A 23,640-nucleotide genomic window follows, 5' to 3' on the forward strand; every position below is an offset into this window, starting at 1 on the left:
TGGTGACTTGCTCTTAGAAATGAAATACAATTAGTTTCGACTAACAGACAAACGACTTTTTAATTATGTCTTTCAAAAAGAATAAAAAACTTAATAGTGATTTTTCCAGAATGACGATCAGTCTGGCTTCACCTGAGTCTATCCTTGAGAGCTCTTTCGGTGAAGTAACCCAGCCTGAAACCATCAACTACCGGACTTATAAACCGGAAATGGGTGGGTTATTCTGTGAGCGTATTTTCGGTCCTGTTAAAGACTGGGAATGTCATTGTGGTAAATACAAACGTATCCGTTATAAAGGTATCATCTGCGACCGTTGCGGTGTGGAGGTGACTGAGAAAAAGGTACGTCGTGAGCGCATGGGACACATCGAATTGGTGGTTCCTGTTGCACACATCTGGTACTTTCGTAGTTTACCTAACAAAATCGGGTATTTACTTGGATTGTCTACCAAAAAACTGGATCAGATCATTTACTACGAGCGATATGCTGTAGTTCAGGCTGGTGTGAAAGAAGAAGATGGTGTTGGTTACCTTGACTTCCTTACAGAAGATGAATATCTTGATATCATCGACAAATTGCCACGTGAAAATCAAATGCTTCCGGATACAGATCCAAACAAGTTCATAGCAAGGATGGGTGCAGATGCACTTGAAATGCTTTTGAGCAGGATTAAACTGGATGAGCTTTCTTACGAACTTCGTCACCAGGCGGCAACAGATACTTCTCAGCAACGTAAAGCGGAAGCGCTTAAACGTCTGAAAGTGGTTGAAGCTTTCCGTGATGCGAATACACGTATCGAAAACCGCCCTCAATGGATGGTGATTAAAATGGTACCAGTTATTCCACCGGAACTTCGTCCGTTAGTACCTCTTGATGGTGGTCGTTTTGCAACTTCTGACTTGAATGATTTGTATCGCCGCGTTATCATTCGTAATAACCGTTTGAAACGTCTGATAGAAATCAAAGCGCCGGAAGTAATTTTGCGTAATGAAAAACGTATGTTGCAGGAAGCGGTAGATTCGCTTTTTGATAATAGCCGTAAAGTGAATGCGGTACGTTCTGAAGGGAACCGTGCCTTGAAATCACTTTCTGATATGTTGAAAGGTAAGCAAGGACGTTTCCGTCAAAACTTACTTGGAAAGCGTGTCGATTATTCAGGTCGTTCGGTAATTGTTGTTGGACCGGAATTGAAACTGCATGAGTGCGGATTGCCGAAAGATATGGCTGCTGAATTATTCAAGCCTTTTATCATTCGCAAGCTGATCGAGCGTGGAATCGTTAAAACTGTAAAATCAGCTAAGAAAATCGTAGATCGTAAAGATCCTGTGATCTGGGATATTTTGGAAAACGTATTGAAAGGACATCCAGTTCTTCTAAACCGTGCTCCTACGCTTCACCGTTTGGGTATCCAGGCGTTCCAGCCAAAGCTGATCGAAGGAAAAGCAATCCAGTTACATCCATTGGTATGTACCGCATTCAACGCTGACTTTGACGGTGACCAGATGGCCGTTCACGTGCCATTGGGTCAGGAAGCCGTTCTGGAAGCTTCAATGCTGATGCTTTCTTCACATAACATTCTTAACCCTGCCAACGGTGCACCGATTACGGTACCATCACAAGACATGGTTTTGGGTCTGTATTATGTTACAAAAGGCCGTTTAACCACTCCTGAATATCCTATTATCGGAGAAGGAATGATTTTCTATGGCCCTGATGAAGTAATTATTGCGATCAACGAAGGCAAGCTTTCTAAACATGCTAATATCAAATGCCGTTTGCGTGTACGTAACGACGATGGTACTTTCGAGATCAAGCTTATAGATACAGTAGCAGGACGTATTTTGTTCAATCAGGCTGTTCCAGCTGAGGTTGGTTATATCAACGAATTGCTGACCAAGAAAAAACTTCAGCAAATCATTGGTTTGGTATTTAAAATGGCGGGTGTGGCCCGTACTGCTCAATTCCTGGATGAAATCAAAGAACTTGGTTTCCAAATGGCCTTTAAAGGCGGGTTGTCAATGGGATTGAATGACGTAATGGTGCCTGCTGAAAAAGAAAAACTGATCGAACAAGCGAAAATAGACGTTGAAAACGTTTGGAGTAACTATTTGATGGGTCTTATCACAGAAAACGAACGTTACAACCAGGTTATCGATATCTGGACACGTGTTAACTCACGTATCACAGAAACGTTGATGAAACAATTGGAAACGGATCAGGGTGGATTTAACTCTATCTATATGATGATGCACTCCGGTGCTCGTGGATCACGTGAACAAATTCGTCAGCTGGGTGGAATGAGGGGTCTTATGGCTAAACCTCAGAAAAACATCGCGGGTGGTGCAGGTGAAATTATTGAAAACCCGATTCTTTCCAACTTTAAGGAAGGTCTTGACGTTCTTGAATACTTTATCTCAACACACGGTGCGCGTAAAGGTCTTGCAGATACAGCTTTGAAAACAGCTGATGCGGGTTACCTGACTCGTCGTCTGCATGATGTTGCCCAGGATGTTGTTGTAATTGAAAATGATTGCGGCTCGCTTCGCGGTATTGCAATTTCTGCTTTGAAAGACAATGAAGATATTGTTGAGCCATTATCTGAACGTATTCTTGGCCGTGTGAGTGTTCATGATGTTTTTGATCCTTTATCAAAAGAATTGATCCTTGCTTCCGGACAGGAAATTACAGAAGAAATTGCTTCTTATATTGATGAAACAAGTATCGAAACAGTTGAAATCCGTTCTGTACTGACCTGTGAAACACGTAATGGTGTTTGTGCAAAATGCTACGGACGTTCTCTTGCTTCGGCTTATATGGTTAACATTGGTGAAGCTGTGGGTGTAATTGCATCTCAGTCAATCGGTGAACCGGGTACGCAGCTTACACTTCGTACTTTCCACGTCGGTGGTACTGCTTCCAACATCTCTGTTGAAGCAAATATCAAGGCGAAATTTGACGGAACGATTCAGTTTGAAGAGTTACGTTTGGTAGAATCTCAAAATTCTGATGGCGATGCGATTACAGTAGTAATGGGTCGTTCAGGTGAGGTTAGGATTGTTAACCTTGAAACAGGACAATTGTTGATCTCTAACAACGTTCCTTATGGTGCTCAGCTTCTTGTAAAAGATGGCGACAAAGTAACAAAAGGACAGGAACTTTGTACATGGGATCCATATCACGCAGTTATTCTTTCTGAATTCACTGGTATTGTTTCATTCGATGCAATTGAAGAAGGAATTACATATCGTGAAGAATTTGATGAGCAGACGGGCTTCCAGGAATCAGTGATCATTGAAACACGTGACAAAACCAAAAACCCCGCATTGGTGGTAAAAGGTAAAAGCACCTTGTTGAAAGATCAGACTGAAAAAGGATACAACTTACCAGTTGGTGCCCGTTTGGTGGTGAAAAATGGTACAGCAATTAAAGCTGGCCAGCCTTTGGCAAAAATCCCTCGTGTTGTTGGAAAAACCCGCGATATTACGGGAGGTCTGCCGCGTGTAACGGAATTATTCGAAGCACGTAACCCATCAAACCCTGCAACTGTATCTGAAATCGATGGTGTTGTGTCTTATGGTGGTGTTAAACGTGGTAACCGCGAAATTCATATCGAATCGAGAGATGGTACACAACGCCGTTATATGGTTGCTCTTTCGAAACACATTCTGGTTCAGGATGGGGACTTTGTAAAAGCTGGTGATCCGTTATCCGATGGTGCGATTACTCCGGCTGATATCTTGTCTATCAAAGGGCCAACAGCAGTTCAGGAATATCTTGTGAATGAAATTCAGGAGGTATATCGTCTGCAGGGTGTGAAGATCAATGATAAGCACATTGAATGTATTGTTCGTCAGATGATGCAGAAAGTAGAGATACTTGATGCTGGTGATACCAACTTCCTTGAAATGCAACCGGTTGACCGTGTTGTGTTCCGTGAAGAAAATGATAAAATACTTGACTTGAAAGTAGTTGAAGATGCTGGTAGCTCTGAAACATTGAAACCAGGTATGATCATTTCAGTTCGCCGTTTGCGTGACGAGAATTCAAGCTTGAGACGTCGTGACCTTAAACTGGTTACAGCACGTGATGCACAGGCAGCAGTGGCGAAACCTACTTTAATGGGTATCACACAAGCTTCATTAGGTACTGAAAGTTTCGTTTCTGCGGCTTCGTTCCAGGAAACAACCAAGGTGCTTTCAGAAGCCGCTGTACGTGGAAAACGTGATGAACTGAAAGGCTTAAAGGAAAATGTGATCGTTGGTCACCTGATCCCGGCTGGTACAGGTATGCGTCGTTACGAAAGCCTGATCGTTGGTTCGAAAGAAGAATTTGATGCATTGGCAGAATCCCGCGAAAAACAGTCACGTAAAAAACGTGAATTAGTATAACCGGAATTTAATTACATAAAAAGAGCCGGTTCTGCGTGAGTAGAACCGGCTCTTTGTTTTTACATACTGCATTATTTTAGTAATTTTCGCACTGAAAATGCTATTACTCATAATTTCTTCATGATTCAGACAGCAGGAGCTGTAAAAAAACCTTATAATGGAAGATACCAACAAAGAGAACGAACAACAGATTAATGTTGAACTGTCAGAAGAAATGGCAGAAGGTGTTTACTCAAATCTAGCTATGATCGCACATTCAAACAGCGAATTTATATTGGATTTTATACGCCTTATGCCAGGAGTTCCGCGGGCAAAAGTCAAAGCACGTATTATCATTACCCCTGAACACGCAAAGCGTTTAATAGCCGCTTTAAAGGATAATATCAATAAGTATGAAGACCAGTATGGCCCTATTCAAAGTTCTCAGGATAGTGAGCCGACTTTCAATTTTCCAATTAGTTTCGGGGGACCCGGCGGAGAGGCATAGCCATCAATCACATGTATACTTTTTTTAAAAGAATAATTCTGATTGCATTTTCAGCTATTTTTATTCTTGCCTGTAAACAGGAAAACAAGTCAGAAATGTCATCAGATAATACTGAAAAGGCTGCATTAGCATCACTTTCCACTTCCCGATATGTTATAGGTGATTCTGTCAGGATTAGGCTGTCCCAGTCTTTGTCAAAAGTTAATGTGGTACTGGATGGTAAATTAATGCTCGAAAATCAGAATGGAAGCGATTCACTTCAGATCAATAGCATGAAGGAAAAAACTGGCTGGCATAAGCTGATTGTAAGCGGAATAGATGTAAATAAAGTTGCTTTCTCGGATACCCTAGCATTTGAACTGATTTCGAACGTTTTTCCGCAAGAAATTAAGTACACTGTTCTTGGCCAGTTCCCTCACCAGAAAACCAGTTTTACAGAAGGACTGGAATTTTATAAAGGAGAATTATATGAAAGTACAGGAGAAAACGGCAAATCACAATTACTTAAAATTGATCTGAAAACCGGCTCCTCCCTTAAATCTATTTCTTTAGACAAACAATATTTTGGGGAAGGAATTACCATTGTAAATGACAACATATATCAGCTAACCTGGCAGTCCGGAGTATGTTTTCAATATGATCTTGATTTTAAACTGCAAAAAACTTTCACATACTATTTTCAGGGCTGGGGTTTAACACACCATGATTCTACTCTGATTATGAGCGACGGATCCAATAAAATCCATTTTTATAATACAGATTTTGAAAAAACAGGTGATCTGGAAGTTTACGACAACAAGGGGCCGGTCAGAAATTTGAACGAACTCGAATATGTAGACGGCTTCATTTATGCTAATATTTTTGAAACCAATAAAATAGTAAAAATTGATGCGATTACTGGCAAAATAATAGCTTTTATAAACATGGATAGCATTATTCCTGCCGAAATTGATTCCAGGCGTGACGTATTGAATGGAATTGCCTACCGGTCTGATGAAGGCGCATTTTATATCACTGGTAAAAACTGGCCACTTTTATTTAAAATCCGGTTAAAAGATTTACCGAAAGTAAAACAACTTGCATCTGCTTCCGAATAAGAAAGTACAGGATGCAAGTTGAATAAGTATGCAGGAGTCAGACTGATTAAATAGCCAGTCCTTCAATCTATAGGTTGGTAACATACCAGTATCCAAAATCTTCTATATAGGTCAGACCTGCGTAAAAATCACCATTCCAATCCATTTTAACATCACCTGAATAACCCGATGCTGAATATTGTCCGGAAACTGAGCATTTATTTTCTTCAATTTCACAAATAACATCTTCAACTTCATTCAGATCCAGTCTGTCGAAAGCGGCTTTGAAGCGGTTGATAATAATTTTCACTTCTTCTGTTGACAAATCTTCGTGTTCGTTTAACCGGATATGTTCTTTGGCATAATGTATAGCATGTTCGATTTCACCTTCTCTGAAAATTTCAGGCAAAATGTCTTCTGTGACAAGCCTTGTGTTATCATACACATCATCGGGATGGAATTCGTCATAAATAAAATTAGTGCTCCATCCGGCCAGGTCAAGGTCATCCATTTCATGCTCAAACAATTCCTCCATAGTAAAACGGTAAAGTTCTCTTGCCGTAATATTAGGGCTGCACACATCCAGGCTGATCCCGTATTTATCCATATATTCTGATAATTCGTCCCAGGCCTGTTCTATATCAGAATCTGCGATCTGGTCAGAAGGTTTGAAATGATCAGGGCTTTCAAGCTTCTTGAATACAGTAATCTGAGTCGGATTCTGGCTGAATTCATTATATGCAATGATATTTTTCAAAAACTGATTTTCGATTTCAGGAGATACTTCTCCCAAACCTTCGGATTCTTCATGAAATTGCACACCGCTTTCGAGCATAAGTTTCATTTGCAAAAAAGCGTTTTCTGCTTTCAGTTGTTCTTCATCATCAAGGTTTTCGGAATTGCTCATGATTTGGGTCTGTTGAATGAACGAAACAATATTTAATTCAGGACGGCTGTTATTATTTTAAAGCGAAAAGTAAAAAAGATATCCTTAAAAACACATTTTTAGGGACTGATTTTATCTTAAAATTTGTAATTTGATTTAAAATTACGTTTGATACAATTTTGATCTTACCTATATAATTTTTCCGTTCTTCAGGAGTTTTGTATTTTAAGTATTCTGATATTTATGATTCAATAATCAATTATTTAGTGGTGCAGCCTTTTTATTTAGCTCATTAAAAGATTTTTATAGCCAGGGTGTCAGTATAATTATTCCTTGACAATTTTCCAGGATTGTACTCCGCGTTTACTGTTTGTCTTAATAAGATATAATCCCAATGGTATGGAGCTGATGTCCCATTCACTGAAGCTGTTTTTTGTTGTAAACGATTGAATGCGTGTGCCCTTCTGATCGTAAAGTAGAAACTGGGATTCTTTGGTTACAGGACTTTTAAATTTAATTATGATTTTATCAGTGGTGGGATTAGGATAAATATCTATTTGATAATCGTTTTGAAGGTTTGAAACACTTGTAATTATAACCGGTGTAATTGTAAGTGTATTAAGAACTGTGCCGGTTTTACAATACCTATCACTCAAATTCTTTACAGTCAGACTATAACTATAATTTTCCGAGAGAGAGAAATTCATTTGATAATCTTGTAATTCAGTGGTTATAGGTTGATTGTTCCACAGTGTAAATGTCCATGGCTTATTACCGATAAGCATTACTAATATTTTTGCGGTGTCAGTAACTGGTATAAGTTCAGTTTTGTCTGTGGTTAACCTTGCTGATGGGATTTCATGGATAATTATAGAGACGGAATCTTTCGAAACTTTTACGGGATTCGAAGTTTTGATTTTTAAAATGTAATTTCCCGGCGTTACTTCTGACGGTAAAGAGAACTGGATATTATCGCCATTTAATTTGAGTTTAGTAACATTGTATTGGGTTCCATCACCACTTTTTAGTATTGCACCAAAAATATTGTCGGCCTCCAGACTTCCGGTTATTAAAACGTTGACAATAATCTCTTCGGCTTGGCAGTACTCCTTTTTGTCAGTTCCCCTAACAGAAATGACCGGGTTTACTTTTATCGTGAAAGTAGTATCATCTGAAGAGCAGTTGCTACCAGCGCAGCGAACGGTAAAATAGGTCGTTGACAGGAGTGTAAGCTTTATTATACTATCGCTTTTTACTAATGAATCTTTAACATTTCTCTCTTGGTTTTTCCACGACCATATCTGTCCGTTTGTACAGTTCTGCGCCTTTATTTGAATCTCGTCACCCGAATCAATTGTATTTTTTATCGAGCTAATAACCGGAACTGGTGAGCAAGTGGTTAACCTTGCCAATCCGAACATACCCAATATCCACATATTTTCATTTTTGTCAACCTGAAGTTCACTTCCAAAATATTGTAGAGGTATTGTAGCACCAATTTGAGTCCATTTAGCATTATCATATTTAAAAATTTTTGTTTCCGCACCCGTCGTCAGGACATATGCTGTACCTCCCGGCGCAAGGCACAGGAAGCTGATATTTGTTAGGGCTGAATTTGTATAATCAAAGAGCGTCCATTTACCGGCGACGGAAACTGCAATTGAGGTTCGGCCTGTTACTGAATCGTATTGTTTTAGCCAAATTCTCCCATCATCTCCAATCCGGATCTGATTAATGCTTTTTTTTATCAGGGGATCAGTATCAGCATCAATTTTTTCTGCTACCTGAAGGTTGTCAAGATTTAGTACAATAACGAAACTTCCTGAGCTGGAATTTTGATGAACCAGGATATATGCTTTGTTCCTGAATGTTTCTACCTGCAAAATATTGGTATTCTCTTCAAGTGTTTTTATAGGCACAAGGCCGGCCAGAGATAGTTGATAAAGTACATTTGATGACCAAAAAAGCTTACCATCCGGATTAAAATCAGTTATTGTGCCAGGTAGTTTTACCAGATCATATCCGGCATTAGTATCTTCGTTTCTTAATGTAGTAAAGCGATTTTCGTTGTTTTGGCCGTTCGTAAGCGCATGGAGCCCCAGACTCCTGTTTGATCGGATGGCTGAGGTATAAGTAAATCCGATAAGTCCGTCGGTACTTGATCTAGAATTGACCTTAAACGACAAATTATTCTGATCCAGTTGGACCAGACCTGCATTTTGAACGAGCGCCCAAACATAATTTTCTGTAAAAGCAAGTTTTTGATAGCGAACCCCAAAGGTCTTTTGATCCAGTTCCGTCAGAAATGTCAGGCCAGCAATTTTTCCTTTAGTGCCTGTCGTAAAGGAAACAGTGTAATCTGAGAGGGATTCTACCGGATAGTAATTACGGTCCTCATTCCATTCTTCAATCCGTAAAAATAATTTAGAATTGGCAGGAAGATCCTTTATTATATCTGTGCATATGTCATAAGTATCATAATTTCTTATCAATATCGGATTAGCCATTTCGCGATTATCAGCTACCGAAATTCGAACTTTGGAATTTCGTCCGATCGGATAATAACTGAAAGGGAATGTAACCGGAACATTTGTCATGTTGTCTGGAATCGGTAAATGAAACCGGCGATTTTTACCAGCATTTACTGAAAAAAATGCCTCATTGGACCAGTTTCCAATATTTTCTCCATTTTCCGCTCTGACTCGCCATCTGTAGCATGTCTCGTAAATGTGTTGATATTCGAAGGCGGTTGACTGTATGATTTGATTTATAATTGGATTATTGAAGTTAATATCAGTTGAAAAAGCAATTTGTATCCTATAGTTTACGGCATCCTGAATTTGTGAAAAAGATAGATTTGTCATACTATTTGGAGAGACAACTGTTTGATCTCCTTTTGGCGCAAGAATATCAGGGCTTTCAATTTTCTTAGCGTTAACATGTAATTTTAACGCGTCTGACCAGGGTGAATTGCCAAAAGAATTAATTGCTTTCACACGTATAAAATAATCAGAATTTAAGATTAATTCATGCGTGGAGAAGCCATTGAAAGGAGTATCTTCGATAAGTTCTCCCTGAAAATCTGATCTTAACGAATAGCTCACTCTGTATGAGGTTGCTGTCGTCACGGCAGGCCATGATAGAAAATCACCTTTGCTAATATCATTTTGCGGAAGAGAAAATTTTATTTCAGGCAATGCTTCTATTTTTGCCATGCTTGTTTCTGCATGATTCATCATCACTGCTCTGCATAATGGATGGAACGTTGAAATTTTCTCACAATAGCTCATTATTGTTCCGTTTGTAATCTGATCAAGCGATTTATCGTAACAATTTCCCTCAGAGGCAACACAAAAGTCAATCGGACCACCTGGCCACGAACAACTTTGGGTGTGCGGAGAATTAAAATTGTGTCCTAATTCGTGTAAAATCGTAGGTACATACGTCAAAGGTGCAACGCTCATGCTACCGGGCAAATAAGCGATTCCAGAGTAGTCGGAAGGTTGTTTTGTGTATAAATATATTCTTTTATCAAAATTCTGAGTAGCCGGTGGAGTTGAAGCTAATATACCAAGGAGTATTGATAGGGAATTAGACTGCCGAAACGGATCGTTATCTTTCCAGATCCTGATACTTGTAACGACAAGATGCGTATTTATTTCCTTTTCAAATACCTGAGTAGAGCGTTCTATACTTGATAGCACTTGCTCTATAATTGCTGAAGTGTCCTTATTGTATTTAAGGTAGGTGTCCGAATCTATCTCTACAGCAACTCTGCAAATTGAAAGTTTTTCACTACCGGTCCGTGCCTCTTGTTTCTCCATTAAACCGGGGAGTTGTCTCATTTGGCTTAAGATTTCCTTTGGAAGAATTTCATCGCTGGTACCACAAACTTCGGGATTTTTTTGAGCTGAGACGCTGAAATATACTAGAATGAACAATGATAAGAAGAGATGTTTCATTAAATTGCTGATGAGAGATGAGGTGTTAAAAAGCAATATTAAGAAATTTTTTTATACTGCAGATCTTTTGGAATAAAACAAGTTAACAGCAGTTGTTCCAAATGCTGTCTTGTGTTTTTTTGGCTTAAAAATCACGATATATTTTCATGGTTATATCGAAGTTATGATTTGATAATCAGCAATATACAATTTTTGAAAATTGCCTGTTCTTTTACTATTTTATATTTTGTAACTTCGGGATCGAACTATTTTCACGGATCTTACAATTCCATATTTCTCCAATTGAACTGCAAAAAGTCGGCTGACTTTAAGAGCCTGTTTAAAATTCATTCTGTAATTTGTTTATGCTATGTTTTTGAATTCAACCACGCCAAGTCTTTTCGTGATAGCCAGCTATTACTTCAAAAACTTGACTTGTTTCCTTCAAAAAATAAGCGATAAACAATTTTACATTCTAAATTTAAGCAGGCTCTAAGATATCTAAACCTGTAAAAACATAATTATTCACCATGGCATTAGTCAAAATAACAATTAACAACCGTGCTTACAGTGCGGACGTGGAGCAGGATACCCCGCTTCTGTGGGTTCTACGTGACAATCTGGGCCTTGTAGGAACAAAATATGGTTGCGGCATAGCACAATGCGGAGCCTGTACAGTTCATTTGGATGGAAAGGCAGTTCGCTCTTGTGTTCTTCCTGTATCGGCCGTTGGAAAAGGTAAAGTTACTACGATTGAGGGCCTTTCGGAAAAGGGCGATCATCCGGTGCAAAGAGCCTGGGATGAAGTGGACGTTGCCCAATGCGGTTATTGTCAGGCCGGACAAATCATGACGGCTGCGGCATTGCTCAAAGAAAAACCGAAACCTACCGATGATGAAATTGTATCTACCATGAGCGGAAATATTTGTCGCTGCGGGACATATCACAGGATACATGAAGCAGTAAAAGTAGCAGCTTCCAAAACGAATTAATCATGGAAACATTAGAAAATACATCGCGCAGGAGTTTCATGAAACTTGCTGCCGCAGCCGGAGGCGGACTTTTCCTTGGCTTCAACTGGACTAATTCATCAGCATTGCCCGTTGTGGTCAATGCAAAAGAAGTAGCTGCCGGCTCTGTCAATTTTAACAGTTATCTTTCTATTGGTGTCAATAATGTTATCACTATTGTTTCTCCAAATCCTGAGATTGGCCAGGGAATAAAAACAGCTTTTCCAATGATAGTAGCAGAGGAACTGGATGCTGACTGGAAGCAGGTGAAAACAGTACAGGGAAATCTGGATGTCGGTGCGTTTGAACGCCAGGTAACTGGTGGGAGTGGTGCTGTTCCTCATTCATGGGAACGCCTTCGGAAAGCGGGTGCAACTGCACGTTATCTATTGGTGGAAGCGGCTGCCAGTCGTTGGAAAGTACCATCATCCGAGTGTACTACTGAGAATGGAAAAGTGTTTCACAAAGCATCGGGTAAATCATTGAGTTATGGAGAACTCGCAGAAGAAGCCTCAAAAATAGCAGCTCCGAAAGAAGTAAAGTTAAAAAATGAAAAAGATTTCAAGCTGATCGGACAGTCTGTTCGTAATGTTGATAACCATAATATTGCTACCGGCAAGCCTCTTTTCGGACTTGATTTTTACAGAAAAGGTATGTTGTTCTGTATCATTCAGCGCCCAAAAGCTTTTGGTTTAAAACTTAAATCTGTGAATTCGGACGCAGCAAAAGCAATGCCGGGAATTGTAGATGTGGTAACTTTTGAAAATAGCGTTGCCGTTGTTGGCAAATCAACGTGGCAGGTGAAAAAGGCGCGTGAGGCTTTGAAAATTGAATATGAAAAAGCAGCAGATCTGGAAAGTTCGTCAGATCACAACCGGATTTTTCAGCAACTACTGGATAATGGTGAAGCAACTGTCCGTAGGAAAAACGGCGATGTTGATTTAGCATTTAAGAATGCTGCCAAAATAATTAAGGCAGAATACCAATGTCCGTTCCTGCCTCATAGCCCGTTGGAACCAATGAATTTCTTTGCGCATGTACGTGAAGACGGAGTAGAACTGGTTGGCCCAACCCAAACTCCTGACCGGGCACGTACAGAAGTAGCAAAAATAACCGGATTTCCACCAGAAAAAGTAACAGTTGAAATTACCAGGCAAGGAGGAGGTTTTGGCCGTCGCCTGGCTGCGGATTATGCTATTGAAGCCGCTCAGGTTTCCAAATTGGTAAAAGCTCCGGTAAAAGTGATCTGGACAAGGGAAGACGATATGACCGGCGGTACTTACCGTCCGGCAGTACGTTATCGTTTTGAGGCTGCACTGGACAAACAGGGTGAATTAATAGGCTATAAGCTCCGTGGCGTAGGAATGAATGCAGGTAACCCCACCAGGGAAGATAATTTTCCTTCCGGTGCTGTGGACAATTTGCTGATTGATTCCGTGGAACATAAATCACCTATTACAACCGGCCCCTGGCGCGCACCGATTACTAATTTCCTTGCTTATGCCGAACAGTCCTTCCTGGATGAAGTGGCAGAAGCTGCGGGTAAAGATCCGATCCAATTTCGTCTGGCTCTTTTGGAAAAAGCTAAAAAAGCACCTGCCGGTGAAATCAAATATGATATTGACAGGATGATCGGCGTGATAAAACTGGCGGCAGAAAAGAGTAACTGGGGAAAGAAAAAGGGGGTTTATCAGGGATTTAGTGTTTATTTCTCACACAGATCATACGTAGCTCAGGTAGGAGAGGTTGTGATGGAAAAAGGAAAGCCTGCATTAAAAAACGTGATTGTTGCTGTGGATTGCGGTATTGTTATTAATCAGAGTGGATCGTTGCAGCAAGTGAGAGGTGGTGTTGTGGACGGCCTTGGACATGCTATGTATGGTAATCTTACTTTCAAAGACGGCGCACCGGATCAGAGCAATTTTAATGGATTTCGCCTGATACGAATGAATGAGATCCCGGAAGTGGACGTGCATTTTGTGAATAACGGAATGTCCCCAACTGGTTTGGGTGAACCTGCTTTACCTCCAACCGGAGGTGCCGTTGCCAATGCATTTTACAAAGCAACGAAACAAAGACTTAGAAACCAGCCTTTTATGGAAGAACCGGTTTTTAAAGGTATTTCATAAAGTCAAAAGTGAATCCAGGTATAAAGAAGGGAAATGTGTATCGTCATATTTCCCTTCTTTGTTGCATTACTACCAATCGGATATAAGTCCGGGATGAACAAACCAAAAGAGAGAAAAAGAAAGAGTATTCGTTTTTAGTATTAAATCGTGAATTGACTCTTTATTATAAAACGGTAAAATTAAAGATCGCTGCACTGATGAAAAGAAAATTAATCGCTGTTTGCCTGTTTATTGGTCTTTGTAGCGGGTTAATATCTTCCGCTGACTTTCCTGTAACCAAAATATCTAATGGACTGATCAATGCTGAGGTATATTTGCCTGATGCAAACAATGGATATTACCGCGGTACACGTTTTGATTGGGCCGGAGTAATTCCTGTTTTGGAATACAAAGGGCACAGCTATTTTGGACAATGGTTTCCTGAATATGATCCCAAACTTCACGATGCAATTATGGGGCCGGTGGAAGAATTTACGGCATTAGGATATGATGAAGCTGCGGCAGGGTCGGAGTTTTTGAAAATTGGTGTGGGAACGCTTGTGAAGCCGGATGATCAGAAGTATACTTTTGCAAGAACGTACGAAATTAAAAATCCAGGTAAATGGACAGTAAAGAAGGGAAAAGATCAGGTAGAATTTAAACACGAAATCACTGGGGCAGCAGGTTATTCCTACGAATATTATAAAACCGTAAAATTAACCAAAGGAAAGCCGGAACTTGTGTTGGAACATAGCTTAAAAAATACAGGTGAGAAAATTATAGAAACCAGTGTTTATAATCATAATTTTTTTGTCATTGATCATGAACTGACCAACCAGAATATTAAAACTACATTTCCTTTTGAGGTCAGTGCGGAAGGAAAAGGTTTTGGAAGTATTGCCCGGGCAGAGGGTAAATCAATCACCTATACAAGAGGACTGGAAAAAGGTGAAAATGTATTCAGCAGTGGTTTGCAGGGATTCGGGAACACGGCAGCAGATTATAACATTCAGATACAAAATCTCAAGAGTGGTGCCGGGGTAAGAATTACAGGCGATCATCCTTTACAAAAGCTGGTCTATTGGTCGTGCCATACTACTTCCTGTCCTGAGCCTTATATTAAACTGTCGGTGAAACCTGGTGAAACAGTGGCCTGGAAAATTAACTACGAATTCAGTGTTGAAAACAATATCAAATAATAAATTTAGTATGAGCAAAAGTACATTTTCATGGGAATTATTTCAGAAAGCACCCATTGTTGGTATTGTAAGAAATGTATCACTGGAAGATCTGAGGCAAATTTTACCGGTTTTTCGGGAAGCAGGACTGACTAACATTGAAATTACCATGAATACGCCCGATGCAGAAGAAATGATCCGTTATGCTGTTGAAAACGAGCAAAGTGGCTTAAATATCGGCGCTGGTACAGTCTGTACCAAAGACGATCTGAGCCTTGCATTGGATGCTGGTGCACAATTTATCGTTACGCCGGTCATTAACAAAAAAGTAATTAAATCCTGTGTTAAAAAAGATATTCCTATTTTCCCGGGAGCTTTTACACCAACGGAAATTTACAATGCATGGACGCTGGGTGCAAGTATGGTAAAAATCTATCCGGCAACGTCATTAGGCCCCGAATATATTAAGGATCTGAAAGCTCCCATGAACCAGCTGAAATTGCTTCCCACTGGTGGGGTAAGTCTGGATAATATGTCCGGTTTTTTAAAAGCCGGTGCCAATGGATTGGGTATTGGCGGACAGTTATTTGACAAGAAACTGATACAGGATAAAAACTGGGAAGGCCTGAAAGTACATTTTCAGCAGTATGTTGGGATGCTTGCTTAATAATAAATCATGGTGCAAAACTGTATTTGAAATTTCAATAACCATAATGTCGTCTATTTAGCCGAATAGAGAAAAATTTCTGTTGGTAGTTTAAAATAATCTTTTAATTTTCTCGCCATTTTTAGCGTTATCTCCCGGCGTCCGGAAAGAACAGAAGAAACATGGCCTTTAGATCCAATTAAAGGTTCCAGGTCTTTTGCTTTGATACCAAGTTCTTCCATTTTTAATTTAATTATCTCTATTGGATTTACTTCGGGCAAATGAATGTTTTTATCTTCATAGTCTTTGACCAATACCAGTAATAAATCTAATTCATCAGATTCGGGAGTTCCATACTCGGCATGAAATATTTCTATTGTACGTTGTATGGCTTTTTTATATGCTTCTTCTGTTTTTAACACTTTCCAGTTCATAGTAATTATTTTAGTTTAGCAATATCAAATTCCACGGTTGCTACATTAATTTTATCATATTCATTATGTGTACCAAACCAAATGACGTAAGTAGCCAAACGTGAAAAGTTTATGGAAACAACAAGCCTGAAATCATTTCCTTTTATATTAAAAACAATCCGGTTATTAGCAACAATACTTGCACTTTTATGAACAGATTTTAATTCGTTAAAATTCTGATATTCAGCTTTCAGGAACTCGTTGTACCATGCAAGCAGAGGTGTTGCTGCCATAGGGTACTTTTTTAGATAATGTAAAATTGTTCCTTTTGCTATGATGTTCATAATACAAAGATAAGATAAGTTTTCATTTTGAAAACTTATCTTATAATTATCTGGTTTAATTAGCATAACCTTTATTAAATTGAGTAAATAATATAGAATCAACATTCTGATAGGATATAAATACTAAAAAAAAGGCAGTCGTATGGACTGATTCTTTTAGGGAGTTTTTCATAATTATTAAATGCCAAATGACGGGAAATACTGCATTTCTAACTGATCAGACACATATGTCTTTTAGAAATTTGCAGGAGAAATGAATGCTAAGTAAAATATGAAGAGAACTTGATAAACAGATCAACAAAAATTTAAGGTAACTGAAAGTGATAAAATTTAAAGAATTGCCTTTCGATATTGATAATGTTTATCTGACCTCTGATACGCATTACGGCCACAGGAACATTTGCAGGTCTACCAGCTCATGGGAATATCCTCAAAATAAAGGATGCCGTAATTTTGATTCCCTGGAAGAAATGAACAGTACAATTGTAGCCGGTATTAACGATACGGTTAACGAGAACGATCTGCTGATTCATTGCGGAGACTGGTCTTTTGGAGGCGTGGAGAACATTATCAAGCTCAGAGAATCAATTCATTGCAAGAACATCATCCTACTTCAGGGAAATCACGATCATTATTTATCACAGGATTATGTAGACAACGGCTACTTTCTGGAGTTTACCCAGATTGGCTTTTATCAGGTACAATCCTTACGTTTCGTTTGCTGCCATTATCCCATGCCGATCTGGCACCAATCACACCACAACGTTCCGCTTTTTTATGGCCACGTTCACGGATCTTACTCAAATGTAGGTAAATCGCTGGATGTAGGAATTGATAATATTTTCAAAATGAAAGGCGAATACTGTCCCATTTCTTTAAAAGAAGCATATGAGATTTGCGAGAAAAAGGAGGCGTTTCTGGAATCACATCATAATGAGTTTGTGACGTGAGGAAAGATTTATTTGTAGAAATGGAAAATCCGTTAGACGATGAATTTAGCGACTTTTTTAATTTTCTGTTGACTTGCAGGGATTCGAACGGCAGCGGCCGACCGTCCCAAACCTCCTCATCCGTAGTGAGGTTTATCAAAATTATAACAACAAAAAAGCACTTAACATTGCTGCTAAGTGCTTTTTCTGGTGGAGTTGTAGGGATTCGAACGGCAGCGGCCGACCGTCCCAAACCTCCTCATCCGTAGTAAGGGTTATCAAAAATTATAATAACAAAAAAGCACTTAACATTGCTGCTAAGTGCTTTTTTCTGTGGACTTGTAGGGATTCGAACGGCAGCGGCCGACCGTCCCAAACCTCCTCATCCGTAGTAAGGGTTATCAAAAATTATAATAACAAAAAAGCACTTAACATTGCTGCTAAGTGCTTTTTTCTGTGGACTTGTAGGGATTCGAACCCCAAACCTCCTCATCCGTAGTGAGGTGCTCTATCCAATTGAGCTACAAATCCATTCCTTATTTGGACTGCAAAGGTAACTATCGAAATTAATTTTCGCAAACATTATTATAAAATTTATGATAATAATGTTTACTTCCCCTGATAATCAGGCTTTTTCTTTTGTAAAAATGATGAAATTCCTTCTGCTGCATCGCTGCTTTTGCTGAGTTGGTCCTGATTAATTGCTTCCAGGGTTAACATTTCGTCCAGATTGGATTGGAATGATTGATTAAAAACAAGCTTTATGGCTCCAATTGCTTTGGTTGGGGCGTTGCGATAATAGGAAACAGTTTCGTTTACAGCGTGGTCCAGTTCTGCTGCCGGTACGGAGCGGTTGATCAATCCGATTTGTGATGCTTCGGCTGCAAATACACGGCGGCCAGTTGTAGCGAGTTCAAATGCTTTTGCCATACCGACTAATCTGGGCAGAAAAAAAGTGGAACCTGCATCAGGCATCAATCCGATCTGAACGAAAATCTGGCTCAGGTATGCTTCTTCGCTGGCAATAATAACATCACAAGCTAATGCAAGAGACGCACCAGCTCCGGCGGCCAAACCATTAAGCCGGCAAATTACAGGTTTGGGAATATTTCGTATTGCTGAAATCATCGGATTGTAATATTCCCTCAATGAATCGCCTGCGTTTTGACCCGATTCCCTGGTAGCCTTTAAATCTGCACCTGAACAAAATGCCTTGGTTCCTTCTCCTGTAAGCACAACCACACGTACCGTTTCGTCAGCTTCTGCGGCTTTTATGGCTTCGGTAATTTCAACAATGAGCGCTGTATTAAGCGCGTGATGGACATTCAGCCGGTTTAAACTGATGCGAACAACACCATCTGTATTTTGAAAAAGGATATTTTGATACATATTTTCAAAAAGAAAAATCAGAAAAAGAAATAAACGGCTGCATTACTAATGATAAATCCGCCTGTCAACCCGGCGATAATCTGGGCAGGCGTGTGTGCGTTTAAACGTAATCTTGCACTCATTAAAAAGCCTCCGGTTATAATGATAACAAGCAAAGGAACAAACAAGGAAGATTCATCAAATCGCATTAAAAGAGCCGAAAGCATTCCGACTGCACCACCAAAACCGGTTGCATGGGCACTGATTTTCCAGTAGAGACTAACCAAGGCAACGAAAATCAATGATACGGTTGCACTTCCTATAATAATGGCGATCTGTGGCGCTAATTCGCTGACTGGTTGTAGTTTCCATCCGAACAAATAAGTAGAAACAGCATATATGGTAACACAGACGAGATATGGTAATCTCCTTTCTCTCAGGTTTTCCACATGCAACGAGCTAACGATGCCGAACCTGTGAAAATAGTAAATAATGACTGCGGGCGCTATAAATGTATTGAGTGAAATAAGAAGCAACAGACTCGCCAGCCCCGGCAATTCCAGGGCACTGACCCCAACCAGATCAGGCGTGATAACAAACAGAAGTGCAAATAAATAGGTAGTGATAATCAGCGGATGAAATACGACTGACAAAAATGTAGCGACACGGTTGTTCAAAACAGAAATGGCTTTAATCGGAAAAACAAAGTTAAACTTACAAACAAAACAGGTCAATGCCCTTGAAACGTACAAAAGTTAGTTCAGGTTTCACGTTAGGTTTTCGGGGTCTAATTTGTATTTTTGCGCGAAATAAAACAATACGTTAATAAACTGTTGAATCAGTGCTGATTACAAATTGCTAATCGTATTAACGCGTAGCAGATAACACAATACAAAAATGGGACCGTTACAGATTAAAGATTTATTGCAAGAAACTCCGGAATCACAGTCCGTTACCCTTAAAGGCTGGGTCAGAACAAAACGTGAAAGTAAAAATGCTATTTTTATAGCACTCAATGACGGATCGACCATTAATAATATACAGGCAGTTGCCCAGCCGGGCCAGTTTTCTCCTGAATTGCTTTTAACTGTAACAACGGGTTCCTGTTTAAAAATTACAGGGAAACTCGTAGAATCCCAGGGTGCGGGGCAAACCGTTGAGGTACAGATTGAAGATATCCATGTATATGGTACAGCTGATGCTGAGTTGTATCCATTACAGCCTAAAAAACATTCACTCGAATTTTTGCGTGAAATCGCCCATTTGCGTCCTCGTACCAACACGTTTGGGGCGATTCTCCGGATTCGCCATACGCTGGCTTTTGCTGTGCACAAATATTTTAATGACAGAGGTTTTTTCTATTTGCATACGCCGATTATTACGGCTTCGGATGCAGAAGGAGCAGGGGAAATGTTCAGGGTTACAACACTTGACCTTGACAAATTGCCAAGAACGGATGAAGGTGCGATCAACTTCAAAGAAGACTTTTTTGGCCGTGAAGCAAATCTGACAGTTTCGGGCCAGCTGGAAGGCGAACTAGGTGCTATGGCGCTTTCCAAAATATATACTTTCGGCCCGACTTTCCGTGCTGAAAACTCCAATACAACGCGTCACCTGGCCGAGTTCTGGATGATAGAGCCTGAAATGGCTTTCTTTGAACTGGAAGACAACATGGCGCTGGCTGAGGATTTTGTAAAAACGATCATTGGTTATGCACTGGAAAACTGTAAAGACGATCTGAATTTCCTGCAAAACCGTCTGACGGAAGAAGAAAAAAGTAAGCCGCAGAACGAAAGGTCAATTCCACTGCTTGAAAAACTGAGCTTCGTGGTTGACAATGCTTTTGAAAAACTGACTTACACGGAGGCGATTGAAATCCTGCTTCAGTCGAAACCTCATAAAGAGAAAAAATTCCAGTATCCGGTTGGCTGGGGAATTGATCTATCCAGTGAACACGAGCGCTATCTGGTAGAAAAACATTTCAAGAAACCTGTTATCCTGACCAACTATCCACGTGAGATCAAATCATTCTATATGAAACTGGATGACGATGGAAAAACGGTCCGTGCTATGGACGTTCTTTTTCCAGGTATCGGGGAAATTATCGGAGGAAGCCAGCGGGAGGATAATTACGAAAAATTACTGGAACGCGTACACGAAGTGGGTATTGATCCGGAAACGATCTGGTGGTATCTGGAAACGCGTAAATTTGGAACAGCGCCACATTCCGGGTTTGGTTTAGGATTCGAAAGGCTGGTATTGTTCGTAACCGGCATGAGCAATATCCGAGATGTGATTCCATTCCCGCGCTATCCAAAAAGTGCAGAATTTTAATTGAAAGACAAGCAGTTACTTTTATAAAAAAGTGACGTATATGATAGTGTATTGAATTGTGGAGTTTTTAATCTTTTAAAAGCGAGCATTTTGAAAAGGCACTATTTAAAGTTCACGAACAGGATCGGTTTGATATTTTTATCAACGGTCCTGTTTTTTGTTTCAGAAGTTAAAGCACAAAGCTTCCAGATCGTTTGGGGAATGAACAGAACCCTGAGCGGAGCTTCTTCCAGTATCAACTTTACACCTGCTGATGCCAGCCTTTTTGGTGCACATCCGCATAGTTTGCCTGCGGTGTTGTATTATTCACTTGGCGGTGGTGATTACGCCTATGGTACAACTTACTGGCTGGCAAGCCCGGCAGGGAAATATCTGAACTTTTCCTTTTCTGTTGGTACCTATGAATATAATCTTACTTCTGTTTCCTTTCGTGTTAGGCGGTCTCCTGACGGCCCGGCTGATATTTCGTTGCGTAGTTCGCTGGATGGCTTTACATCTAATCTGGCTACAAGTCATTTAACAACTGCCAACATATTTTATACGGTTTCGGCACCAATGGGACTAAGAAATCTGTCCAGCGGAATAAGTTTCAGGATTTATGGTAATAATGCCAGTACTTATCTTGGCGTCTTGTATTTTGATCAGATTGTAATAAACGGAACTGTTACCAGCACTGTACTGCCAGTAAGTCTTACCTATTTCAACGCCCGGCTGCTGGAAAAAAATGTACATCTGTCCTGGGAAACTGCCTGGGAGAAAAACAGCAAAGAATTTGTAATTGAACGCAGTACTGATTTATTTGAATTCACAAGTATTGGAAGTATAACAGCCGGCGGTGATGCAAGTGGCCGGCTGCAATATAATTTTGTGGACGACAATCCTGTGTCCGGGGTAAGTTATTACCGGATAAAAATGGTGGATAAAGATGCTAACTATAACTATTCTGCAACCCGCGATATCATCATCCGTTCAGATTCAGATGCTTTGCAGGTTTATCCCAATCCCGTCTCAGCGAATCAGATCAGGATTTTTAAAAATAATATTGACCCTGATGCTCTTTTACTGACTAACTTAACGGGCCAGAATATTACTTTCACGGTTGCTGATTTTGAGAGTAATTTTCTTACACTTCTGCCTGCACAACCGCTTCCCTCAGGCTTATATATCCTTTCCATATTCAAAAATGGTATCAGACAACATGCCAAAGTATTAGTTCCGTAAAGTTTAGATGGTTTAATTTGTATGATTTTTCATTAAAATTAATCCCGACGAATTTTCGTTACCAAAGAACGTTTGAAAAAATTAATTGGCTTAAGGTCCATGTTGAATAAAGTGCAGCCGAAAGTGTGGTGGGCAGTAATTGCTGTCCTCGTTATTTGTTTAGTTTCCTGGGGTTTAGTTCGAAAAAGCCATTCGGCACCCGATGTCGTAGAAATTAAAAGGGAATTATTTAAAAAGCTCGACCCTATCCCTGTCAAAAATCCTGATGCTGCGACTGCTTTAAAAATTGCAGAATTAGAAAATATATTCCGGAAAAAGAGAAACGCCGGGTTCAATGGTAATGTCCTGATTGTGCAAAAAGGCAAGTTGCTATATCAGAATTCTTTCGGATTTGCCCATTTGAAAGAAAAAGACTCCTTAAACATACATTCAAGGTTTCAGCTGGCTTCTTTGTCTAAGCCATTTACAGCCATAGCGATTCTTAAACTGGTTCAGGAAGGCAGAGTGAACCTGGATGATTCTGTCCAAAGATTTTTCCCTGAATTTCCTTATCATGGTGTCAAAATTGACATGCTGCTAAGTCATCGCAGCGGGCTCCCTAATTACATTTATTCGTTTCCGGACAGTGTGAGGCATGGCAAAAAATATCCTTCCAATATGGATGTAATAGACTGGTATGCCAAAGTAATACCAACGCCGGCGCGTTATAACATTCCCGGCAGGTCGTTTAATTATTGTAACACCAATTATTGTGTTCTGGCTGGTATTGTTGAAAAAGTGACCGGGGAAGGATTCGGGAATTTTCTTCATAATCAGATTTTTGCTCCATTAGGTATGTCAGAAACTTTTCTCGTAACAGATACGTCCAGCGTAGCTGTTCAGTCCAGGACTGTCGGGCATCAGTTTGGAAGAAGACTGGAAAAGGATTATTACGACGATGTAGTAGGGGATAAAGGATTATATTCTACTACCGGTGATATCTATCGCTTTTATAACGGGCTGATGCAGGGGCTTTTGCTTGATAAAAAATTACTGGATGAAGCTTTCAAACCCCGGAGTTTTGAACGGCATGGGATCAGGAACTATGGTTATGGTTTCCGGATGCACATCAAAGAAGACAACACACCACGCTTTTTGTATCACGGCGGCTGGTGGAAAGGATATAATACCATGCTTTGGGTTTCTCCCGAAGATGAAGCCGTAATTATTGTTTTGGGGAATTCTTATAACCGCTCCACCTACGACCTCAAAGAGATTTTGCAGGTTATTCATGGTAAGGAGAAAATAGAAGAAATTGAGAAAGACATCTAG

At 39.9% G+C, this 23,640-nt stretch carries 18 protein-coding genes and 1 tRNA gene; 12 read left to right on the forward strand and 7 right to left on the reverse strand.

Annotated elements, in window-relative coordinates:
* Window positions 1–65: 65 nt before the first annotated feature.
* From rpoC to KZC02_RS17605, 3 genes are all read left to right on the forward strand, one after another.
* Window positions 66–4,388 (forward strand): DNA-directed RNA polymerase subunit beta', encoded by a 4,323-nt coding sequence (gene rpoC / locus KZC02_RS17595; RefSeq protein ID WP_221389904.1) that lies wholly within the window; start codon window positions 66–68, stop codon window positions 4,386–4,388.
* Between the two features lie 157 nt (window positions 4,389–4,545).
* Complete coding sequence (locus KZC02_RS17600) at window positions 4,546–4,875, forward strand: DUF3467 domain-containing protein (protein ID WP_221389905.1); 330 nt, start codon at window positions 4,546–4,548, stop codon at window positions 4,873–4,875.
* 95 nt (window positions 4,876–4,970) lie between these two features.
* Window positions 4,971–5,972 (forward strand): glutaminyl-peptide cyclotransferase, encoded by a 1,002-nt coding sequence (locus tag KZC02_RS17605; protein WP_221389906.1) that lies wholly within the window; start codon window positions 4,971–4,973, stop codon window positions 5,970–5,972.
* A gap of 67 nt (window positions 5,973–6,039) precedes the next feature.
* On the opposite strand, the gene KZC02_RS17610 is transcribed toward KZC02_RS17605, so the two are convergent.
* Together KZC02_RS17610 and KZC02_RS17615 are read right to left on the reverse strand one after the other, a co-directional pair.
* A complete protein-coding gene (locus tag KZC02_RS17610) occupies window positions 6,040–6,858 on the reverse strand; it encodes a hypothetical protein (RefSeq protein ID WP_221389907.1) in 819 nt (272 codons plus the stop codon).
* A gap of 305 nt (window positions 6,859–7,163) precedes the next feature.
* Complete coding sequence (locus KZC02_RS17615) at window positions 7,164–10,682, reverse strand: M12 family metallo-peptidase (RefSeq protein ID WP_221389908.1); 3,519 nt, start codon at window positions 10,680–10,682, stop codon at window positions 7,164–7,166.
* Between the two features lie 626 nt (window positions 10,683–11,308).
* Between KZC02_RS17615 and KZC02_RS17620 the strand changes: the two genes are divergently transcribed.
* The 4 genes from KZC02_RS17620 to KZC02_RS17635 all read left to right on the forward strand — a co-directional run bounded on the left by KZC02_RS17620 (window position 11,309) and on the right by KZC02_RS17635 (window position 15,741).
* On the forward strand, window positions 11,309–11,770 hold the full coding sequence (locus KZC02_RS17620; RefSeq protein WP_221389909.1) for a (2Fe-2S)-binding protein: 462 nt from the start codon (window positions 11,309–11,311) through the stop codon (window positions 11,768–11,770).
* Between the two features lie 2 nt (window positions 11,771–11,772).
* Entirely contained in the window at window positions 11,773–13,917 is a 2,145-nt protein-coding gene (locus KZC02_RS17625; RefSeq protein ID WP_221389910.1) for a xanthine dehydrogenase family protein molybdopterin-binding subunit, read from the forward strand.
* 197 nt (window positions 13,918–14,114) lie between these two features.
* Entirely contained in the window at window positions 14,115–15,095 is a 981-nt protein-coding gene (locus KZC02_RS17630; protein WP_221389911.1) for a hypothetical protein, read from the forward strand.
* 10 nt (window positions 15,096–15,105) lie between these two features.
* Window positions 15,106–15,741: a bifunctional 4-hydroxy-2-oxoglutarate aldolase/2-dehydro-3-deoxy-phosphogluconate aldolase gene (locus tag KZC02_RS17635; RefSeq protein WP_221389912.1), complete on the forward strand. Its 636-nt coding sequence runs from the start codon at window positions 15,106–15,108 to the stop codon at window positions 15,739–15,741.
* 53 nt (window positions 15,742–15,794) lie between these two features.
* Here KZC02_RS17635 and KZC02_RS17640 read toward each other — a convergent pair whose 3' ends face one another.
* Window positions 15,795–16,154: a type II toxin-antitoxin system HigA family antitoxin gene (locus tag KZC02_RS17640; protein ID WP_221389913.1), complete on the reverse strand. Its 360-nt coding sequence runs from the start codon at window positions 16,152–16,154 to the stop codon at window positions 15,795–15,797.
* 5 nt (window positions 16,155–16,159) lie between these two features.
* Window positions 16,160–16,477: a type II toxin-antitoxin system HigB family toxin gene (locus KZC02_RS17645; RefSeq protein ID WP_310590321.1), complete on the reverse strand. Its 318-nt coding sequence runs from the start codon at window positions 16,475–16,477 to the stop codon at window positions 16,160–16,162.
* Window positions 16,478–16,797: 320 nt separating this feature from the next.
* On the opposite strand from KZC02_RS17645, the gene KZC02_RS17650 reads away from it, so the two are divergent.
* A complete protein-coding gene (locus KZC02_RS17650) occupies window positions 16,798–17,427 on the forward strand; it encodes a metallophosphoesterase (protein ID WP_221389914.1) in 630 nt (209 codons plus the stop codon).
* A gap of 20 nt (window positions 17,428–17,447) precedes the next feature.
* Window positions 17,448–17,675, forward strand: coding sequence for a hypothetical protein (locus KZC02_RS17655; protein WP_221389915.1), 228 nt, complete (start codon window positions 17,448–17,450; stop codon window positions 17,673–17,675).
* Between the two features lie 188 nt (window positions 17,676–17,863).
* Here KZC02_RS17655 and KZC02_RS17660 read toward each other — a convergent pair.
* The 3 genes from KZC02_RS17660 to KZC02_RS17670 all read right to left on the reverse strand — a co-directional run bounded on the left by KZC02_RS17660 (window position 17,864) and on the right by KZC02_RS17670 (window position 19,451).
* Window positions 17,864–17,937: transfer RNA gene (locus KZC02_RS17660), tRNA-Arg, on the reverse strand.
* 78 nt (window positions 17,938–18,015) lie between these two features.
* Window positions 18,016–18,795: an enoyl-CoA hydratase/isomerase family protein gene (locus KZC02_RS17665; RefSeq protein WP_221389916.1), complete on the reverse strand. Its 780-nt coding sequence runs from the start codon at window positions 18,793–18,795 to the stop codon at window positions 18,016–18,018.
* A gap of 17 nt (window positions 18,796–18,812) precedes the next feature.
* A complete protein-coding gene (locus KZC02_RS17670) occupies window positions 18,813–19,451 on the reverse strand; it encodes a hypothetical protein (RefSeq protein ID WP_221389917.1) in 639 nt (212 codons plus the stop codon).
* Window positions 19,452–19,671: 220 nt separating this feature from the next.
* Between KZC02_RS17670 and asnS the strand changes: the two genes are divergently transcribed.
* The 3 genes from asnS (at window position 19,672) to KZC02_RS17685 (ending at window position 23,640) form a co-directional block, all read left to right on the forward strand.
* Window positions 19,672–21,108 (forward strand): asparagine--tRNA ligase, encoded by a 1,437-nt coding sequence (gene asnS / locus KZC02_RS17675; protein ID WP_221389918.1) that lies wholly within the window; start codon window positions 19,672–19,674, stop codon window positions 21,106–21,108.
* A 90-nt stretch (window positions 21,109–21,198) separates the two neighbouring features.
* On the forward strand, window positions 21,199–22,329 hold the full coding sequence (locus KZC02_RS17680) for a T9SS type A sorting domain-containing protein (protein ID WP_221389919.1): 1,131 nt from the start codon (window positions 21,199–21,201) through the stop codon (window positions 22,327–22,329).
* 72 nt (window positions 22,330–22,401) lie between these two features.
* A complete protein-coding gene (locus tag KZC02_RS17685; protein ID WP_229253648.1) occupies window positions 22,402–23,640 on the forward strand; it encodes a serine hydrolase in 1,239 nt (412 codons plus the stop codon).

The sequence above is a fragment of the Dyadobacter sp. NIV53 genome (assembly GCF_019711195.1).
Taxonomy (GTDB): domain Bacteria; phylum Bacteroidota; class Bacteroidia; order Cytophagales; family Spirosomataceae; genus Dyadobacter.

Coding starts and splice junctions, on each gene's coding strand:
- rpoC (WP_221389904.1), top strand. CDS start 66: ATGTCTTTCAAAAAGAATAAAAAACTTAATAGTGATTTTTCCAGAATG.
- KZC02_RS17600 (WP_221389905.1), top strand. CDS start 4,546: ATGGAAGATACCAACAAAGAGAACGAACAACAGATTAATGTTGAACTG.
- KZC02_RS17605 (WP_221389906.1), top strand. CDS start 4,971: ATGTCATCAGATAATACTGAAAAGGCTGCATTAGCATCACTTTCCACT.
- KZC02_RS17610 (WP_221389907.1), bottom strand. CDS start 6,858: ATGAGCAATTCCGAAAACCTTGATGATGAAGAACAACTGAAAGCAGAA.
- KZC02_RS17615 (WP_221389908.1), bottom strand. CDS start 10,682: ATGAGACAACTCCCCGGTTTAATGGAGAAACAAGAGGCACGGACCGGT.
- KZC02_RS17620 (WP_221389909.1), top strand. CDS start 11,309: ATGGCATTAGTCAAAATAACAATTAACAACCGTGCTTACAGTGCGGAC.
- KZC02_RS17625 (WP_221389910.1), top strand. CDS start 11,773: ATGGAAACATTAGAAAATACATCGCGCAGGAGTTTCATGAAACTTGCT.
- KZC02_RS17630 (WP_221389911.1), top strand. CDS start 14,115: ATGAAAAGAAAATTAATCGCTGTTTGCCTGTTTATTGGTCTTTGTAGC.
- KZC02_RS17635 (WP_221389912.1), top strand. CDS start 15,106: ATGAGCAAAAGTACATTTTCATGGGAATTATTTCAGAAAGCACCCATT.
- KZC02_RS17640 (WP_221389913.1), bottom strand. CDS start 16,154: ATGAACTGGAAAGTGTTAAAAACAGAAGAAGCATATAAAAAAGCCATA.
- KZC02_RS17645 (WP_310590321.1), bottom strand. CDS start 16,477: ATGAACATCATAGCAAAAGGAACAATTTTACATTATCTAAAAAAGTAC.
- KZC02_RS17655 (WP_221389915.1), top strand. CDS start 17,448: ATGGAAAATCCGTTAGACGATGAATTTAGCGACTTTTTTAATTTTCTG.
- KZC02_RS17665 (WP_221389916.1), bottom strand. CDS start 18,795: ATGTATCAAAATATCCTTTTTCAAAATACAGATGGTGTTGTTCGCATC.
- asnS (WP_221389918.1), top strand. CDS start 19,672: ATGGGACCGTTACAGATTAAAGATTTATTGCAAGAAACTCCGGAATCA.